This window comes from Barnesiella sp., from assembly GCF_022723415.1.
In the GTDB taxonomy this organism is placed as follows: domain Bacteria; phylum Bacteroidota; class Bacteroidia; order Bacteroidales; family Barnesiellaceae; genus Barnesiella; species Barnesiella intestinihominis.
Window position 1 is genome coordinate 1 of record NZ_JAIJHU010000024.1, and the last position, 18,876, is coordinate 18,876.

Below are 18,876 nucleotides of genomic sequence, written 5' to 3' on the forward strand. Positions count from 1 at the left end.
GTCCCGAATATTCGGGACGGCTTTTATCGTATCGTCTCATTTCAAGCATGTTTTACCTGCTGCTGTTTGATGGCATCAACCACATTGATAACGTAATCGCCCAACCGTTCACACTCCGAAATCATATCCATATAGTATATTCCCGATTGGTATTCGTAATGTTTATTATTGATGTTTTCGACATTAGCCCCGCGCAGTTGATTCCTATAATTATTAATCTCACACTCTTTATTATACGAAATCATTATCTCGCTCATAAGCGGTTCGTTACTCGACAGGAGCGCCACCATATTGGACAACGCTTCGGAATCGAGTTTAAACATCGCATCGATATTACTTACAATCTCGTCGTTAAAATCGATATGAGAGTCTTGCTTCCGTTGCAAAGTACGAGCGAGGTTATAACAACAATCTCCTATACTCTCAATCTCGGTCACGATAGTAAGCATACTGTTTACCATCATTTTTCCTTCATAGCTCAACCGACCGCCGACAACCAAGTTCAAGAATCCGGCAATTTCCAATTCCATACGGTCGCAAATCTGCTCGTATTTCTCGATACGATTGTATAATTTCAAATAGGCTTCGCTTCCTTCCTTTTCATGTAATAAATCGGCGACCATACCGAACATGCGTTGTACCCGCTCGGCATACACCGCAATCTCCTGATGGGCTTGCGGTAGGTTTAATTCCGAAGCCGACAACATACCCCGCGAAATAAATTTCAATTGGAACTCCTCTTCGTTCTTATCTTTTACCCTCACCAAGCGGGTAACTATCCTCTCATATAAGCCTGTAAACCAAATCATAATGGTTACATTGATTACATTGAATACCGTATGGAACATCGATAACCCGAACGATACAGAAAACTGCATGGCTGCAAAATGAGCTTTTTGCTGTTCGAAATCGGCAGAACCCAAATTCTGTCCGCTATTCAGCGCGGCAACCAATGCTGGATCGGATTGCTCCCAAGTGGAAATAAACGACATCAAGTCATTCGGGTTCCCTACCCCCAACGAAGTACAAATCCACACGATAAAACGAATGAAAGGATAATACAAAACAAGTGCCCACATGGAACCGAGCATATTGAACAGCAAATGACCCATCGCTGCCCTTTTCGCCGACACATTCGCACCGATAGAAGCCAACAGAGGAGTTATCGTCGTACCGATATTACTACCCAAAATCAAAGCGGCAGCTATGTCGAATGAAATCCAACCTTTGCTACACATGATTAAAAATATCGCCATCGATGCACTCGATGACTGCACAATCATCGTGAGAATCGCCCCTACAGCACAAAATCCCAAAATAGAAATGAACCCATGCTGCGTGTAAGAAGACAAAAACTCAAACACCTCGGGATTACTTCTCAAATCGGGAACCGAGTTGTTTATATAACTAAGCCCCATGAACAAGAATGAGAATCCGATTATAAACTCGCCCCACGATTTACGAGAACTTTTATTCGAAAACAACAAAGGAACTCCCAAACCTATCAACGGCAAAGCAAAAATTGTGATATCGACTTTGAATCCAAAAAGAGAGATAAGCCACGCCGTGGCTGTCGTACCGACATTCGCCCCCATAATGACTGCCATCGATTGCCCCAACGTCATTAACCCGGCATTCACAAAGCTGACGACCATTACCGTCGAAGCCGACGAGCTTTGAATCAATGCTGTTATCAATATTCCGGTCAACATTCCTGAAAACCGATTTTTCGTCATCACGGCAAGGATATTACGCAGTCTGTCTCCTGCTACCTTCTGTAACCCTTCGCTCATGACCTTCATTCCATATAGGAACAAACCGACCGACCCGATCAAAGTCAAGAAGTCCAGAAATGTGTATTCCATGAAAGTTTCTTAAATAGTTGTTTTATTATCCTCTTTGTAGTATATTTAACTCACAATCTGCATCTGGAAATGATTCCTTTGCAAAATTATACAAATAAAAAGATTTACATCAGGTAGAAATTGCCGTTTTTATTTTTATTAACAATTAAGAATACCATCGAAATTATATCCCATCAACATTATGGAAAAAGAACAATTTGACGTTTATTGTGTAAACACAGGAAAAACGATACGTGTAAACGGAGGTGAAAGCCTCCTCGAAATCTATAAACTGGCAAATCCTCGACTGGCTCACCGCCCGATTTGCGCTTACGTAAATAACAAAACCGAAGAATTGAAATACCGGGTATTCGGGCCCAAAGACATCGAATTTCTCGATATTTCTCACCCGGCAGGCATGCGCACATATGTGCGTTCCCTCTGTTTTGTCATGTACAAAGCAATCAACGACATTATCCCGGGAACAAGATTACGTATAGAACATTCCCTATCTCACGGATACTATTGCCTACTCGATAATGAAAACGCCCTCGAACCCGAATCCATCGATAAAATAAAGCATCGCATGGCCGAAATTATAGCCGCCGACATTCCGTTCAAAAAAATAGAATGCCACACGGCCGATGCCATAGAAGTTTTTCGGGAACAAGGTATGTTCGATAAAATAGAATTGCTGAAAACCACACACGAGTTATATACTCAATACCATACTCTCGACGGTCTCGCCGACTCGTATTACAGTTGGCTGACTCCGTCGACAGGATATTTACAGGGATTCGATTTGGTCAAATATAACGGAGGGGTGTTGTTAGTTCCTCCCACGCCCGATGCACCGACCGAACCGGCTCTGATAGAACCGCAAGAAAAAATGTTGAATGCATTCAAAGAATACCTCACGTTCAACCAAATTATCGGATTGAGCAATATAGGAGACCTCAACAAAGCCGTGGAAACAAGACAGGCAACCGACTTAATCAAAGTTGCCGAAGCCCTTCATGAAAAGAAAATAGGTAAAATCGCCGACGATATAACCCGACGCTATCACGAAAACGGTACTCGTATCGTACTTATCTCAGGGCCCTCCTCCTCGGGGAAAACCACATTCTCCAAAAGATTATCGATTCAGCTCATGACCAATCTGTTGAAACCGGTAGCCATATCTCTCGACAACTATTTTGTCAATAGAACAGACACCCCTCTCGACGAAACCGGCGACTACGATTACGAATCGCTCTACGCTTTGGATTTAGATTTGTTCAATAAAGACCTCAACAGATTATTACAAGGCGAAACAATCGAGATGCCTACTTATAATTTCGAAACCGGCGAAAGAGAATACAGAGGGAATACTCTGAAATTGGAACAAGGGTCTGTTCTCATCTTGGAAGGCATACATGGATTAAACCCGGATTTGACACCTCAAATCGAAACTCATTTGAAATATCGCATTTATGTTTCCGCCTTGACGACCATCTCCATCGACGACCACAACTGGATACCTACTGCCGATAACCGTCTGTTACGCCGCATTATCCGCGATCATAAGTATCGCGGGGCATCGGCACAGAGCACCATAGCCCGTTGGGGAAGCGTGAGACGAGGAGAAGAAAAATGGATATTCCCCTATCAGGAAAACGCCGATGCCATGTTCAACTCTTCACTCCTTTTCGAACTGGCGGTAATGAAAGATTATGCACAACCCATACTCAGCGCCGTACCCCATGATTGTCCCGAATATGCCGAAGCTCATCGTTTGCTCCGTTTCTTAGGATATTTTCAATCCATCAATCAACGCGAAATACCTCCTACTTCTCTTCTCAGAGAGTTTCTCGGCGGCAGCAGCTTCAAATATTGACGACATGAAGGGCAAATCGAAAACGAAAACGACCACTTTTAGAAAGTGGTCGTTTTCGATAATTAGTAAGAAATCAGCAGGGATTGTCTTTTCATACTTCTACCCCCTCTCCCCCTGCCGTGTCCCATAAGTATTACGGGGTATCGCGCAGTGATATGAAGGGAGCGCCCACAAGGGTCGATACAACCCCACTATCCTAAAAATTCTATTTTTCTCGCTCTATCGTGTAGTCCAAGATCGCAATCAAAGCATCGATCGTTTCGGAAGGAGGAAAAACGGACAATAGGTCCACAGCTTCGTTACGAATACGTCCCATAGTTGTATAGGCATACTCGATACCTCCTTGTGTTTTAGCATACTCGATGAGTGTATGCACGCTGTCGGACGACAAATATTCCTCGCTCAACAACAAATCTCTCATTCGTTCGTTTTCAGAGCCCTCACCATGAGTAATCGCATAAATAAGCGGCAGTGTTATTTTCCCTTCCCGCAAATCGTTTCCCGTGGGTTTACCGATAACTTTATCTTCGTAATAATCGAAAATATCGTCCTTAATCTGAAAACAAAGCCCTAACTTTTCTCCGAACATTCCCAATCTCGCGACATCTTCGGCAGAAGCGCCGGCAGACAGTGCACCCACCTGCATACAAGCATAGAACAACGATGCTGTCTTTCGCCGAATCACTTCGAAATAAGCATTTTCGTCAAGCAAATGATTGCGGGCATTGGAAAGCTGGTCGATCTCTCCCCGAGCCAAATCCCGTCCCAAGACACCCAAACAAGAAACAATCGGCATCTTGTTCGTTTTTATCGAACAAGCCAAAGCACACGACACGAAATAATCGCCAACCAAAACCGCTATACGGTTATCATATAAATGATTGATCGTCGGTAGGCCTCTGCGTTTCTGCGATTCATCGACTACATCGTCATGAATCAGACTGGCATTATGCAACATTTCCAACGAAGCTGCTGCGTCAATGGCTTCACGAGGAACTTCACCAAACAACTTCGCACACAGTAACACCAATATGGGCCGAATCTGTTTCCCTTTGCTTTCGAGATAAGCCTGAATCACCTCATTCATCAGAGGACTGGTCGTATGCAAAGATTCAGTAAGGGTTTTATTCAGTAGAGCAAGCTCCTCGGTTATCGGCTGCCGTATGCTAAAAAGTTTATCCATATCAATTTATTCTGGTGCAAAAATAGTAATAAAACAAAAGAATCCGTATTTTTATCGTAATTTTACCGCATTACAAAGATGCTTTTTTAATTCTTATCTACAAACAGCATACCCTTATGCAAGAGAAACGACTATTTTTATTAGACGCTTACGCACTGATTTACCGTTCTTACTATGCGTTCATCAAGAATCCGAGAATCAACTCCAAAGGGATAAACACCTCTGCCATTCTGGGGTTCGTCAACACGCTCGAAGAATTATTGAGAAAAGAAAACCCCTCGCATATTGCCGTCGGATTCGATCCGCAAGGCCCCACATTTCGCCACGAGGCTTATGAACAATACAAGGCCCAACGGGAAGAAACTCCCGAAGTAATACGCTATTCGGTCCCGATCATCAAAGAGATTATCCAAGCCTACAACATTCCCATTATAGAAGTTCCCGGCTTCGAGGCCGACGATGTCATAGGCTCGCTGGCAAAACTTGCCGAAAAGGAGGGCTTCGACACCTACATGATGACACCCGATAAAGATTACGGGCAATTAGTATCGTCGCACATTTTCATGTATCGGCCCAAGTTCGGCGGCGATTTCGAAATTTTAGGACCGGAAGAGATAAAAACGAAATACGGCATACAATCACCCGAACAGGTTATCGACATATTAGGATTGATGGGCGACAGCTCCGACAACATACCCGGCTGTCCCGGAGTGGGAGAAAAAACGGCGGTCAAACTGATTGCCGATTTCGGAGGTATAGAAAACCTGCTTGCAAACACCGATCGGTTAAAAGGAGCCTTGAAAACCAAAGTGGAAGAAAACCGCTCGCAAATAGAGTTTTCCAAGTTCTTGGCAACCATCAAGACCGATGTACCCTTGACTTTCGACGAAAAATCACTTCGACGGGAACCTGTAAACAGTGAAAAACTGAGACCCATTTTCGAAGAATTGGAATTCAGAAACCTTACCGAAAGAGTATTGGGAAACCAACCGACAACGCCGGCACCTAAAAAAACGGTACAACCCTCCCTGTTCGACAATGTTCCCGAAACTGAACAAACAGACAACTCCGCGCCCCAGTCGAATTTGGCTAATATCGCATCGATTCCGCACACCTATCATTTAACCGACACCCCTGAAAAGATGTGGGACTTGGCGGCATTGCTATCTTGCGCATCGGCATTCGCATTCGACACGGAGACAACCGGCGTAGACCCGATGAATGTAGAGTTGGTGGGACTTTCTTTCGCCCTAAAAGAGCACGAAGCCTATTATATTCCCATTCCAGAGGATCAAGAAAAAGCCCGGGAAATCGTAAACATCTTCAAATCGGCTCTGGAAAATCCCAAATCCTTGAAAATAGGACAAAATATCAAGTACGACTATATCGTCCTGCATAACTACGGGATACATGTCAAAGGCGATTTCTTCGATACAATGGTGGCTCATTACCTGTTACAACCCGAACAGTACCACAATATGGACTATCTGGCGAATGTATATCTCGGTTACGAGCCTGTGTCCATCGAAAAACTCATCGGTCCGAAAGGAAAAAAACAACTTTCCATGCGACAAGTCCCGGTAGAACAAGTTTGCGAATATGCCGCCGAAGACGCCGATGTTACCTTGCAACTGAAAAACCGGCTCGAAAAAGAGTTGAAGACCGAAAAAATGGAAAAGCTCTTTTACGACATCGAAATGCCATTGACAAAAGTTCTCGCCGACATGGAAATAACCGGAGTCAATGTAGATATAACCGAATTAAAAAGCTCCTCGGATATCCTCACCCGGCGCATGAACGAGTTGGAACAAGAGATTTTCCAATTGGCAGGCGTTACATTCAACGTAAGTTCGGCACGACAAGTAGGCGAAGTCCTTTTCGAACGATTGAAAATCGATGAAAAAGCCAAAAAGACAAAGACGGGCCAATATTCCACGACCGAGGAGATATTGGAAAAACTTCGGTCCCGCCACCCCATCGTGGGTAAAATACTCGATCAAAGAGGCATTCGCAAACTATTGAGTACCTATATCAATGCCCTGCCCGAATTGATCAATCCCAAAACGGGAAAGATACATACCTCGTTCAACCAGACGATTACCTCCACCGGACGACTCAGTTCCAGCAACCCGAACTTGCAGAACATACCTATCCGCGACAACGAAGGGCGAGAAATACGCCGTGCATTCGTACCGGATAAAGACTGCGTTTTCTTCTCGGCCGACTACTCGCAAATAGAATTGCGTATCATGGCACACCTGAGCGGAGACCGGCACATGATAGAAGCATTCCGGGAGGGATCGGATATTCACGCAGCCACAGCCGCAAAAATTTACAAAGTTCCTATCGATGCCGTAACTGCCGATATGAGAAGAAAGGCCAAAACAGCGAACTTCGGTATCATTTACGGCATATCGGTATTCGGCCTCGCCGAACGACTGAATATACCACGGAGCGAAGCAAAAATATTGATCGACGGATACTTCGAAAGTTATCCGCAAATCAAAGAGTATATGAATAAAAGTATCGAAGTTGCTCGGGAAAAAGGCTATGTGGAAACGATTTGCGGCCGGAAACGAATGTTGCCCGACATACATTCCCATAACAGCGTCGTGCGGGGATATGCCGAACGAAACGCTATTAACGCCCCGATACAAGGGAGTGCAGCCGACATCATCAAAATCGCTATGATACGTATCGCCAAACGATTGGAAAACGAGCATCTACGAAGCCGCATGATTCTGCAAGTACACGACGAACTCAATTTCAATGTACCCGTCGAGGAAATCGAGAGAGTAAAAGCTATCGTCTGCGAAGAGATGGAAAACGCCTATCCGTTGCAAGTGCCGTTATTGGCCGACTCCGGTGTGGGCCGCAACTGGCTGGAAGCCCACTGACCATAGAGAAAACACAGGAACAAATATTGCGACCGATAAGAAGCTGTTTTAAATTTATTCCAAGACAGATTGAGACCTATGTTGAAGCAGATTGGAGTCCGAGATATGCAGTCAATAGCGGGCTATTGACAAAAATCAAGGGATGCAAGACAGGGGTTCAATATGGCCGGAACATACCTGCTTGCAATGATAATATTATTTCTCAATAAATTTAAAACAGCTTCTAAATTAATGTGTAATTTTGTCGACGGTTAAGACGGTTTATAGGAATGGATATTCAGAACTTTTCTGCGCTTTTTAACACTCCGGCGAGATGTGAAGCGTTTTTGAAACTCATTAAAGACAACAAGACAAAGCACATTTTTATACAGGGACTCGAAGGTTCCTCGATAGCGCTTTTCTTTTCCAATCTTCTAGAACATAAACAGGCACACATCATCATTGCAAACGATTTGGACGAAGCCGGTTATCTGTACAACGACTTGGTGCAAATAAACGGTAACGACCACATTCTTTTATTTCCATCTGGATACAAGCGGGACATCAAATACGGGCAACCCGACCCCCCTTCCGAAATATTGAGAACCGAAGTTCTGAACCGCCTGTGTCAAAAAGGAGAGTCGCTATTGATAGTCACTTATCCCGAAGCTATCGCCGAAAAAGTTGTCCCGGTCAATATGCTTTCCGAACAGACCCTTCACATCGACAAAAATTCGAAGTGCGACATCATCACACTATCCGACAAACTGAGAGAACGAGGGTTCGAAGAAGTGGACTATGTGTACGAACCCGGTCAGTTTGCTGTACGGGGTAGTATTCTCGACGTCTTTTCGTATACCAACGAATTGCCCTATCGTATCGATTTTTTCGGTAAAGAGGTAGAAAGCATTCGTACTTTCGAAGTGGAAACACAACTTTCCACCGGAAAATTGGAAGAAGTTTATATCGTTGCCAACGTATGCGGACAGGAAGTCTCTGGCATCTCCATACTCGATTTCATCGATAAAAACACGATTTTAATCTGTCACAATCTGTCATGGGTGATCGACAGAATTTCAACCATAGCTTCCGAATCGCTCTCCGAGCAAACCCTTATCGCCGAAGAGGGCGACCGCTATGCTATGCAAAAAATCATCGATGTAACAGCTTTTCAAAAAAAGATAACTACATTTCGAAGGATAGATTATGGAGCAAGCAGTGAAGCGAATGCGCCGGCGGTCATTCGTTTCAACTGCGCACCACAAGGTGTTTATCACAAAAATTTCGATTTAGTCAGCCAATCGTTCTCCCAATTCATCGAAAAAGGCTACACTCTTTACATACTCAGCGACAGTGAAAAACAGATAGAACGATTGCAAGCTATTTTCGAAGAACGGGGTGACTCCATCTCGTTTACACCGGTATTGAAAACCTTGCATGAGGGATTCGTCGACAACGATTTGAAAATAGGTTGTTTCACCGACCACCAGATATTCGATCGGTTTCACAAATACACTTTGAAAAGCGAGCATGCGCGTTCTGGGAAACTGGCTCTTTCCTTGAAAGAGCTCAACCAGATAGAAGTCGGCGACTACATCGTGCATGTGGATCACGGTATAGGTCGTTTCGGGGGATTGATACATACCGAAATCAACGGAAAAATGCAAGAGGTCATTAAACTGACTTACCAAAACGACGATATTATTTTTGTCAGCATTCACGCCTTGCACAAATTGGCGAAATACCGGGCAAAAGAGGGAGAAGCTCCTCGTATCAACAAACTGGGAAGCGGTGCTTGGGAACGCATGAAAGAGAAGACGAAAGGCAAGATGAAAGAGATTGCCCGCGACTTGATAAAACTCTATGCCGCCCGTAAAGAAGAAAAGGGATTCGCTTTCTCGCCCGACTCGTTCCTGCAACAAGAACTTGAAGCATCGTTCATTTACGAAGATACTCCCGACCAGATAAAATCCACAGCCGAAGTGAAAGCCGACATGGAACGCGAACGCCCTATGGACAGGCTCATCTGCGGCGACGTGGGCTTCGGGAAAACCGAAATTGCCATACGTGCGGCATTCAAAGCCACCTGCGATAACAAACAGGTCGCAGTACTCGTGCCTACCACCGTATTGGCCTTCCAGCATTACCAAACCTTCAAAGAGCGATTGAAGGAGTTCCCGGTACGTATCGAATACCTCAGCCGAGCCCGGAAAGCCTCAGAAGTAAAAGCCATTTTGAAAGACCTCGCCGACCGCAAAATAGATATTATCATAGGGACCCACAAGCTCATCGGGAAAGACGTGAAATTCAACGACCTCGGGCTTTTGATTGTCGACGAAGAACAAAAATTCGGAGTGGCCGTAAAAGAGAAACTCAAACAGATGAAAGTGAATGTCGATACCCTTACGATGTCGGCAACTCCCATACCTCGCACCTTACAATTCTCTTTAATGGGTGCACGCGACCTTTCGGTTATCTCTACCCCTCCGGCCAATCGTCACCCTATCCAAACCGAAGTACACGCTTTCAACGACGACATTATCAAAGAAGCGATTAACTTCGAGATGAGCCGAGGCGGACAGATTTTTTTCGTCAACAACCGTATTCCCCAACTGTACGAACTCGAAAACACGATTCACCGGCTGGTTCCCGACGCACGTGTCGTAATCGGGCACGGACAAATGCCACCCGAAAAATTGGAACAGGCAATTATCGACTTCGTCAACTATGATTATGATATTTTACTGGCTACCACCATTATCGAGTCGGGAATAGATATGCCAAACACCAATACGATAATCATCAACGATGCACAAAACTTCGGATTAAGCGAACTGCATCAACTGCGGGGACGTGTAGGCCGCAGCAACCGAAAGGCTTTCTGTTACCTGCTCACTCCACCGCGCCACACATTCTCGGTAGATGCCCGCCGACGATTACAAGCCATCGAAAGTTTCTCAGAATTGGGAAGCGGCATACACATCGCCATGCAGGACCTCGACATACGGGGAGCCGGTAACCTCTTAGGAGCGGAACAAAGCGGTTTCATCGCGGATTTAGGCTATGAAACTTACCAAAAAATTTTAAAGGAGGCTGTCGAAGAATTGAAAAACGATGAATTCAGCGACCTCTATTACGGAGCCGATTCGGATACGAAACCCGAAGAGTTCGTCTCGGAATGCACCATTGAGTCCGACTTGGAAATCTTATTCCCGGCAAACTACGTACCACAGGAATCCGAGCGTATCTCCCTATATCAAGAGCTCGACAACATGGAGCGTGAAACCGATATACGACAATTCTGCGAGCGCTTGGAAGACCGTTTCGGACGCATACCCCACGAAGCTATGGAATTGATTCGGGTAGTCCGTCTAAGACGGCTGGCTAAACAATTAGGAATCGAGAAAGTAGGGTTGAAACAGGGATATATGTATCTTTACTTCGTTTCGGACGAGCGTGTCGCCTATTATCAATCCGCTGCATTCGGTCGCATCTTAGGATTCTTGCAAAAAAATCCCAAACTTTGTAAATTGCGGGAAATAAACGGTCGCCGCTCGTTAGCTATAAAGGACATCACTTCGGTGGAATCGGCGGTATCGGTTTTGGAGGAGGTGTTGCAGACACTTCCGGTTTAGCAGAAGACGGCACTTCCGTATTTTTCTCTTTCATGGTTCCCCACGGAATACCCCACAACTCATCGGGATTATGGCCAGCCGTCAATAGAGCCGAATTAATATAATCCCGTCCCGACGGATTTTGGAACGGATACAGACCGAACCGGGGCATGATAGCAGCGTAATGTTCGAAAATTTCGGCTTGTATAGATTCATAGCTTACCCAATTTTTATTAGCCGAAAAGCAATATAACTGCAAAGGCAACCCGTTATCGTTAGGATCTAACGTTCTGACCATAAGAGTCAATTGATCGTTGATAAACTTATGTTGTTGTAAATAAAGAGTCATGTAAGCTCTGAAAAGCCCTAAATTCGTCTCAATCGTTCCGTTCACCAGCCCCGCGCTATTTTCGGTATTTTCTACAATTCCTTTTTGTTGTTGAGACTCTTTTTTCTCGATGAAATCGCGCAGAATATCGATTTGTTTCAAATTTTGCAATAATTCGGGGGTACAAAATTTTACCGTGTTCAGGTCGATGGTAAACGAGCGCATGATACGACGGCCACCCGAATCGGACATTCCGCGCCAGTTTTGTACCTCCCCTGAAATAAGCGAATAAGGAGGAATCGTCACTATGGTATTATCGAAATTCTGAACCTTCACCGTATTCAACGAAACATCGATAACGACTCCGTTCACGGCACCACCCGGCACGACAATCCAATCGCCGTTCCTTATCATATCGTTTTGCGAGAGTTGTACACCGGCGACAAAGCCCAATATGCTGTCTTTAAATATCAACATCAGCACTGCGGCAAATGCGCCCAGTCCGGTAATCAAAGCCATCGGCGAACGTTCTATCAAAATAGATACCGCAATAATCACCCATATCCCTATCAAAAGTCCTTTGATAATTTGTATCATTCCCTTCATCGGCCGATCCCGAAATGCGGTACGACGAGAATAGATACGCCAAAAGACCGAAATTTGCGTATTGATCGAGAAAACGAGGACTCCGAGCAGATAAATCCAGCAAACTTTTTCGATAATCCGTAATAGTTCGGGAGTTCCGTGAAAAGCAAATGGCAACAGAGATAAAATCACCAACGGCGGGATAACATGCGTTATATGGGTAAAGACTTTGGCTTCGACCAACCCTTTCAACAGATCCCCTCCTTTATATTTTATAATCCGATGAATCACATAAATAACAATCATTCTCAAAATCCTTGCAACCACAATAGCGATCACAAAAACAAGAATACCATACACAATTCTATCCCAAACCGGCGAAGACTCTCCCGTTATTCTATGCAATAAAGAAGATACCCATTCCATGAGCCGGTCGGCTACTTCATAAGCTTTATTCATCAAATATCTTTTTTGTTAAAACGTTTTCATACCCCAGAGAGTTCACTACCGATCAGAGATCGGGTAACCCGCTTAAATAAGTCTCAAACAAAAAAAGAAATTCCTTTCAGAAGGAATTTCTTTTTTCCACAATAAACGAAAACTAATATATGCAACTATTGAACCGCCACTTTCGTTCCATTAACAATATACATTCCTGCTGGAACCGTTATTTCTGAATTTCCACCCGAAACTCTGACCATACGAATCAACTGCCCGGTAAACGAATATATATAAATATCCATATCCTTTGGAACAGAAACATAGATAGCTCCCGATCCTCCATAAACGACAAGGCTGTCGACAATTCCCGACTGAACACCCGATGGAGTTTTAATATAAGGTTGTGACTCGTTTCCATAAGGATCGATAGCCGTTATAGCATACACATATCCCGATTGAGTATAAGAAGAAACATCTATACTTTTTTCCCATGTAACTCGCTTCAAATAGGCCGATGTTTCATAGGTTTGAGGATTATTAGCCACGCGACTGGGTACGAAATACACGGCATAACGTATCGTTTCATCTGCATCAGCCGACCAGCTCAACATATTTCCCGACACCGAAATATCGGTAATATCGGGCAAATCACAGGGCGTTTTCCAGCTCATAACGGGCGTTAACGCCGGTTCGGTAAATTTATTCTCGGCGACATAAGTATCCAACCCGTAACTGAAAAACTGCGTCGTATTGAAAAAGACGTGTCCGGGAGCCCCCATCAGATCGGTCGATCGGTTCATATCCACTTCAAACCCGCACTCTTCCGTACCTTTGGCTGCTGTCGCGGCGATAGAACGTTCCACCATCGACAAACCGTTATATTCGTTCTCGCTCATGCCGAGCCGACGCAATACACTTTTCATACGCTGCGGACTATTTTGGGGCATCGTAGAAATTCGCATACTCGAATAAAAGTGTCTGTCCATCGTCTTGGCCACCTTCGCCCACCACGGAACCAATGTCTTATACCCCCAAACATGAGTGTTGAAACTCGGCCAGTAACATTGTGGCGAAATATAGTCTATCGTTTTCGCTTTCAACCAAGCCACTCCATCGCAATATAGTTGGGAATAGGCACTCGTTCCTCCTCTTGTATTCAAATACTCTATACCATACGAAGCGGCGACACTACTGCTACCGCCCCATATCCCGAAAGGCCCTATACCGAATTTCACGGTCGGTTTCGTCTCCTGTATCATAGCGTAAATATCGGCGATAAGTTTGTTGCAATTCTCACGGCGCCAATCCCCCACATTTTTCCCTTCGGGTTTATATAGACTCTGAGAATAGGCATCTTCATTTTTAGTGCCTTCGTAGGGGTAAAAGTAATCGTCGAACACAATACCGTCAACATTGTACTTGGTGACTATATCTTTGGTAACCTTCACCAAATACTCGATTACCTCGGGATTCCCCGGGTCGAGAATAAAACTCGACGAATACTCCAACAGCCACTCCGGGTGATTCTTACGTATGGAATCATCGGCTCCGTTCATATTTTTTTCACTCTCATAGCGATATGGATTGATCCATGCATGAAGTTCCATTCCCCGCTTATGCGCCTCCTCTATGGCAAACGCCAGCGGATCATATCCCGGATCGACCCCACGTGTTCCCGTCAAAAACTTCGACCATGGCTCGTAGGCCGAATTGTACAAGGCATCCGACATAGGACGCACCTGCAACCAAACCGCATTCATACGGGCCGCCTGCATACCATCGAATATCTTAATCAGAGCGGCCTTTTGCTCTTCCGAAGTCTGGGTCGATTTGGGCCAATCGATGTTACTCACCGAGGCCAACCATGTTGCACGAAATTCACGTTTTGGAGATTCGGCCCAACACCCCCAAATAATACCGATAGTTAAAAAAAGGAAGGATAATTTTTTCATGTTATTCACAAAACATTAGTGTATTTTGCAAATATATCCCTTTAAATCAATTCTTCAAGGCTATTTTATTTAAATAAATAAAACGACACATAAAATATATAATTATTATACAAAATCGCTAATTGAACATAATACACAGAAGTAAGAAAAGAATCGCTATCTTTGCAAGGAATATGAAAACAGATTACGTTTCGTCGTAATCAAACGACTTTGCGTCTGTTTTCGTGCAGTATTTTGCAACAAATTATTTCGATTATAACCGAAACAATATTATATAATGAGTTTACAATGTGGCATAGTCGGCTTACCTAACGTGGGTAAATCGACTCTTTTCAATTGTCTGTCCAACGCAAAAGCGCAATCGGCAAATTTCCCGTTCTGTACCATAGAACCTAATGTAGGTGTCATTACAGTACCCGACGAACGATTAAACAAACTGGCAGAACTGGTGCATCCGCAACGAATAGTCCCCACCACTGTGGAGATTGTCGACATCGCCGGATTGGTCAAAGGAGCCAGCAAAGGCGAAGGTCTGGGAAATAAATTCTTGGCGAACATCAGGGAAACCGATGCAATCCTGCATGTATTGCGTTGCTTCGACGATGACAACATTACCCACGTGGACGGAACGGTCAATCCGGTACGCGACAAGGAAATCATCGATTTCGAACTCCAACTGAAAGACTTGGAAACCATAGAATCGCGCATTTCCAAAGTCCAAAAACAGGCTCAGACAGGAGGAGACAAAGCAGCAAAGGTTACATACGAGGTTTTAAGCCGATACAAAGAAGCCCTCGAACAAGGGAAGGCTGCTCGTACCGTCACTTTCGAGACCAAAGACGAACAGAAAATAGCTCATGACCTTTTCCTGCTTACCAACAAACCAGTAATGTATGTCTGCAACGTGGACGACAACAGCGCCGTATCGGGTAACAAATACGTGGATATGGTACGCGAAGCCGTTAAAGACGAGAATGCCGAAATCCTTATCTTGGCAGCTAAAACAGAATCGGAAATCGCCGAGTTTGAAACTTACGAGGAACGACAAATGTTCCTTCAAGAAATAGGCTTGGAAGAATCGGGCGTTTCCCGTCTGATCCGAGCGGCTTACAGCTTGCTCAATCTCGAAACCTACTTCACCGCCGGACCTCAGGAAGTACGGGCATGGACCTATTTGAAAGGCAGTAAGGCTCCTCAATGTGCCGGTATTATCCATACCGATTTCGAAAAAGGTTTTATCCGAGCCGAAGTAATCAAATACGACGACTATATCGCTCTCGGTTCCGAAAACGCTTGTAAAGAGGCCGGTAAAATGTACATCGAAGGAAAAGAATATGTCGTACAAGACGGCGACATCATGCACTTCCGATTCAACGTATAATTTACACAGTCATTACCATACAAAAAAATGCGATGAAAATTCATCGCATTTTTTATATCCTCCTTCAAGAACCGTCAATGCTTTCCCGATAGATTCAAAATCTCGTCATAGCGGGATTTATTGCCCAAAATACGACAAGCCTCCTTTAAATCTTTATCGTTTTTGATCGACTCTATAATTTCGCCTTTCTGATAATAATACCGTTTCACAATCTCTATCGAAAGTAATTCGGCGATTTCATCGTGAAAAGTCTCCAAATCCCTATCCAAATCGTGATTCAAACAAGCTTCAAGCGCTTCGAACTGCTTCTGCGTGTTTTCATCGAAATATCCTTCGAATTTAGCGACCTCCTTTAAGTCGGACAATATCCGTTCACTCTGTTTGTCGTATTTGAAATCCTTCGATTTCACAAAAGCTTTGAATTCCTCGTATTCTTCGTCGGACAATTTAAAATCTTTCGGAGCCGGAATCGTATCGTGCTCGGCTGCATACCGAGTCGCATAATCGAAGAAATAGAAATCTTTCATCAAATAATAGCTGATATTCCCCCGCCTTTCCATCGAAGTTTCCACATCGGGTTTTATACCGCCTCCGTCACGGACAATCCTACCGTGAGCGGTCTTGAACTCGTGGGTAAGGCTATCGGGAATACGGGCGACGCTCCCGTCGGGATTGCGATGCGAATAATCGATAGCTTGTATCAAACGTCCGCTGGGTATATAATAACGAGCGATCGTTACCTTCAACATACCGTTATAAGGCAAAGGCCGTGTGGATTGCACCAATCCTTTGCCATAAGAACGCGAACCGATAATCACAGCCCTGTCGAGGTCTTGTAAAGCTCCTGCCACGATTTCCGAAGAAGATGCGGTTCCTCCGTCGATCAGCACGGCCAAAGGCATTTTCACATCGACTGGCTCCTGAGTGGTTTTATAAATCTTATCCATCTTCTTATTTCTTCCCCGGGTAGAAAGCACCTCTACCCCCTTCGGAACAAATAAATTGACAATCTGTACGGCTTGCTCCAAAATACCACCGCCATTACTGCGCAAATCGAGAACCAACGAAGTTATCCCCCGTTTTTTCAAGTCTTGTAAAGCCCGTTTCACTTCTCCGGCCGAAGTATCGGTAAAACTACTCAAATAAATATACCCCACGCTATCGCATACCACATCGTAATAAGGTACGGCAGGCATTTGTATCTTCTTACGGGTCAACTCGAAAGAGAGCAAGTCTTTCACACCGGGACGTTCGACCGTAACTTTCAACTGCGTATTCGCAGGTCCTTTCAACCGCTCGCTCACCTTCGCACTCTTCCACCCCAACACAGTATCGTTATCGATCATCACGATTTTATCTCCGGGACGCAAACCCGCCAATTGAGCCGGCATACCCTCATACGGCTCCGAAATGTAAACGGCATTATCCCGCTCCATAATGAAAGAACCGATACCCGCATATTCTCCGGTAGTCGAAAAGAAAAAATCGTCTTTCTCTTTCTCAGGTATATACTCGGTGTAAGGATCCAGACGCGCCAACATCGCATTTACACCGTCGCCGATAGCCTTCTCGGCATTAATCGTATCGACATAAAACATATTCAATTCCTTAAAAAGAGAATTGAATATATCGAGGTTACGTGATATTTCGAAATTTTTCTCGTCAGATTTGCCTGCCCATATCGGATTTATAAATCCCGAACAAAAAGATAATACCGTTACTGTCGCAAAAGTCAACCTTATATTTTTCATTTCACTTCTTTTAATCACACGAAGATAACTAATGCCGAATATCTTCGGCAACCATAGAAGATACTTTTAACTTTATTTCAGTCCAAATCTCATCGCTCATCTTAGTACCGATTACTTTAATCACACGACCCGCCAATAAAGAACCGATAGCGCCGCAGACTCCCAACGAGCAATTTTGAGAAAGACCGTAAAGAAATCCCGAAGCATATAAATCCCCGGCTCCCGTAGAATCTACTCGAACCTCTGGTGTCGCAGGAACCTCGGTAATTATGCCTTCACACCCTACGAAAGAACCTTGTGCACCACATTTTACGACAGCAATCCTACAATATCGCGACAATATCTCTGTCGCTTTACGGGGCTCTTCGCCTGTATAGGCCAATGCCTCTTCCTCGTTCGCAAATAGGATATCCACATAATTCTCCACCAAATCACGGATAATCGCATAATTATCTTTTACTACATTGTAACTCGCCATATCGAAAGAAACAGACAAGCCGGCCTCTTTTGCCAATTGTACGGCTCGTAAAATCAACGAAGTGTCTTGCACCAAATACCCTTCGATATGCAGTATATCATACCCTTCGAACATTTCGGCAGAGAGCTCCTCGGCGCACAAAGTAGCCGCAGCACCCAAGAATGTACCGAAAGTCCGCTCTCCATCGGGAGTAATCATCGTCATGGCACAACCCGAAGCCTGTTCTCCTTCGATCAATAAAGTCTGCACGCCATTGCGCTCCATATCCTCCCGGAAGAAACGTCCATAAGCATCCCGACCTATTTTCCCGATGAATCCGCTCTCTATTCCCATACGGGCTACTCCCGAAACAGCATTAGCGGCCGACCCGCCTGATGCTAAGGTGGTTTCCAGCCCTTCGAAAACCGACATGATTCTCAAAAGCTTCTCTTCGTCTATAAGTTGCATACCGCCTTTCAGCAGCCCCATCTCATCGAAACACTCGTCGGAATGTAACCGTGCAAGTACATCTGTAAGAGCATTTCCCAATCCTACTATCCTCATTCTGGAAATTTTTTTTGCAAATAT

10 protein-coding genes are annotated in these 18,876 nt (G+C 44.5%); 4 read left to right on the forward strand and 6 right to left on the reverse strand.

Annotated elements, in window-relative coordinates; translation table 11 throughout:
• Positions 1-41: 41 nt before the first annotated feature.
• Positions 42-1,865 (reverse strand): Na/Pi cotransporter family protein, encoded by a 1,824-nt coding sequence (locus QVD32_RS06415; RefSeq protein ID WP_021891696.1) that lies wholly within the window; start codon positions 1,863-1,865, stop codon positions 42-44.
• A 181-nt stretch (positions 1,866-2,046) separates the two neighbouring features.
• Between QVD32_RS06415 and QVD32_RS06420 the strand changes: the two genes are divergently transcribed.
• A complete protein-coding gene (locus QVD32_RS06420) occupies positions 2,047-3,720 on the forward strand; it encodes a nucleoside kinase (protein WP_021891697.1) in 1,674 nt (557 codons plus the stop codon).
• Positions 3,721-3,925: 205 nt separating this feature from the next.
• Here QVD32_RS06420 and QVD32_RS06425 read toward each other — a convergent pair whose 3' ends face one another.
• Positions 3,926-4,903 carry a polyprenyl synthetase family protein gene (locus QVD32_RS06425; RefSeq protein ID WP_021891698.1) on the reverse strand — a complete coding sequence of 326 codons (978 nt, stop codon included), beginning with the start codon at positions 4,901-4,903 and terminating at the stop codon, positions 3,926-3,928.
• Positions 4,904-5,019: 116 nt separating this feature from the next.
• Between QVD32_RS06425 and polA the strand changes: the two genes are divergently transcribed.
• Positions 5,020-7,800: a DNA polymerase I gene (gene polA / locus QVD32_RS06430; protein WP_021891699.1), complete on the forward strand. Its 2,781-nt coding sequence runs from the start codon at positions 5,020-5,022 to the stop codon at positions 7,798-7,800.
• 269 nt (positions 7,801-8,069) lie between these two features.
• Positions 8,070-11,414, forward strand: coding sequence for a transcription-repair coupling factor (gene mfd / locus QVD32_RS06435; protein WP_021891700.1), 3,345 nt, complete (start codon positions 8,070-8,072; stop codon positions 11,412-11,414).
• Here mfd and QVD32_RS06440 read toward each other — a convergent pair.
• Positions 11,353-12,765: a mechanosensitive ion channel family protein gene (locus tag QVD32_RS06440; RefSeq protein ID WP_008863057.1), complete on the reverse strand. Its 1,413-nt coding sequence runs from the start codon at positions 12,763-12,765 to the stop codon at positions 11,353-11,355. The genes mfd and QVD32_RS06440 overlap by 62 nt on opposite strands.
• Positions 12,766-12,920: 155 nt before the next feature.
• Positions 12,921-14,699, reverse strand: coding sequence for a glycoside hydrolase family 10-like protein (locus tag QVD32_RS06445; RefSeq protein ID WP_118687026.1), 1,779 nt, complete (start codon positions 14,697-14,699; stop codon positions 12,921-12,923).
• Between the two features lie 277 nt (positions 14,700-14,976).
• Here QVD32_RS06445 and ychF point away from each other — a divergent pair, with 277 nt between their 5' ends.
• A complete protein-coding gene (gene ychF / locus QVD32_RS06450) occupies positions 14,977-16,080 on the forward strand; it encodes a redox-regulated ATPase YchF (RefSeq protein ID WP_008863055.1) in 1,104 nt (367 codons plus the stop codon).
• Positions 16,081-16,154: 74 nt separating this feature from the next.
• Here ychF and QVD32_RS06455 read toward each other — a convergent pair whose 3' ends face one another.
• Positions 16,155-17,831 carry a S41 family peptidase gene (locus QVD32_RS06455; RefSeq protein ID WP_021891701.1) on the reverse strand — a complete coding sequence of 559 codons (1,677 nt, stop codon included), beginning with the start codon at positions 17,829-17,831 and terminating at the stop codon, positions 16,155-16,157.
• Between the two features lie 28 nt (positions 17,832-17,859).
• Positions 17,860-18,852 carry an adenosine kinase gene (locus QVD32_RS06460; protein WP_229033575.1) on the reverse strand — a complete coding sequence of 331 codons (993 nt, stop codon included), beginning with the start codon at positions 18,850-18,852 and terminating at the stop codon, positions 17,860-17,862.
• Between the last annotated feature and the right edge of the window lie 24 nt (positions 18,853-18,876).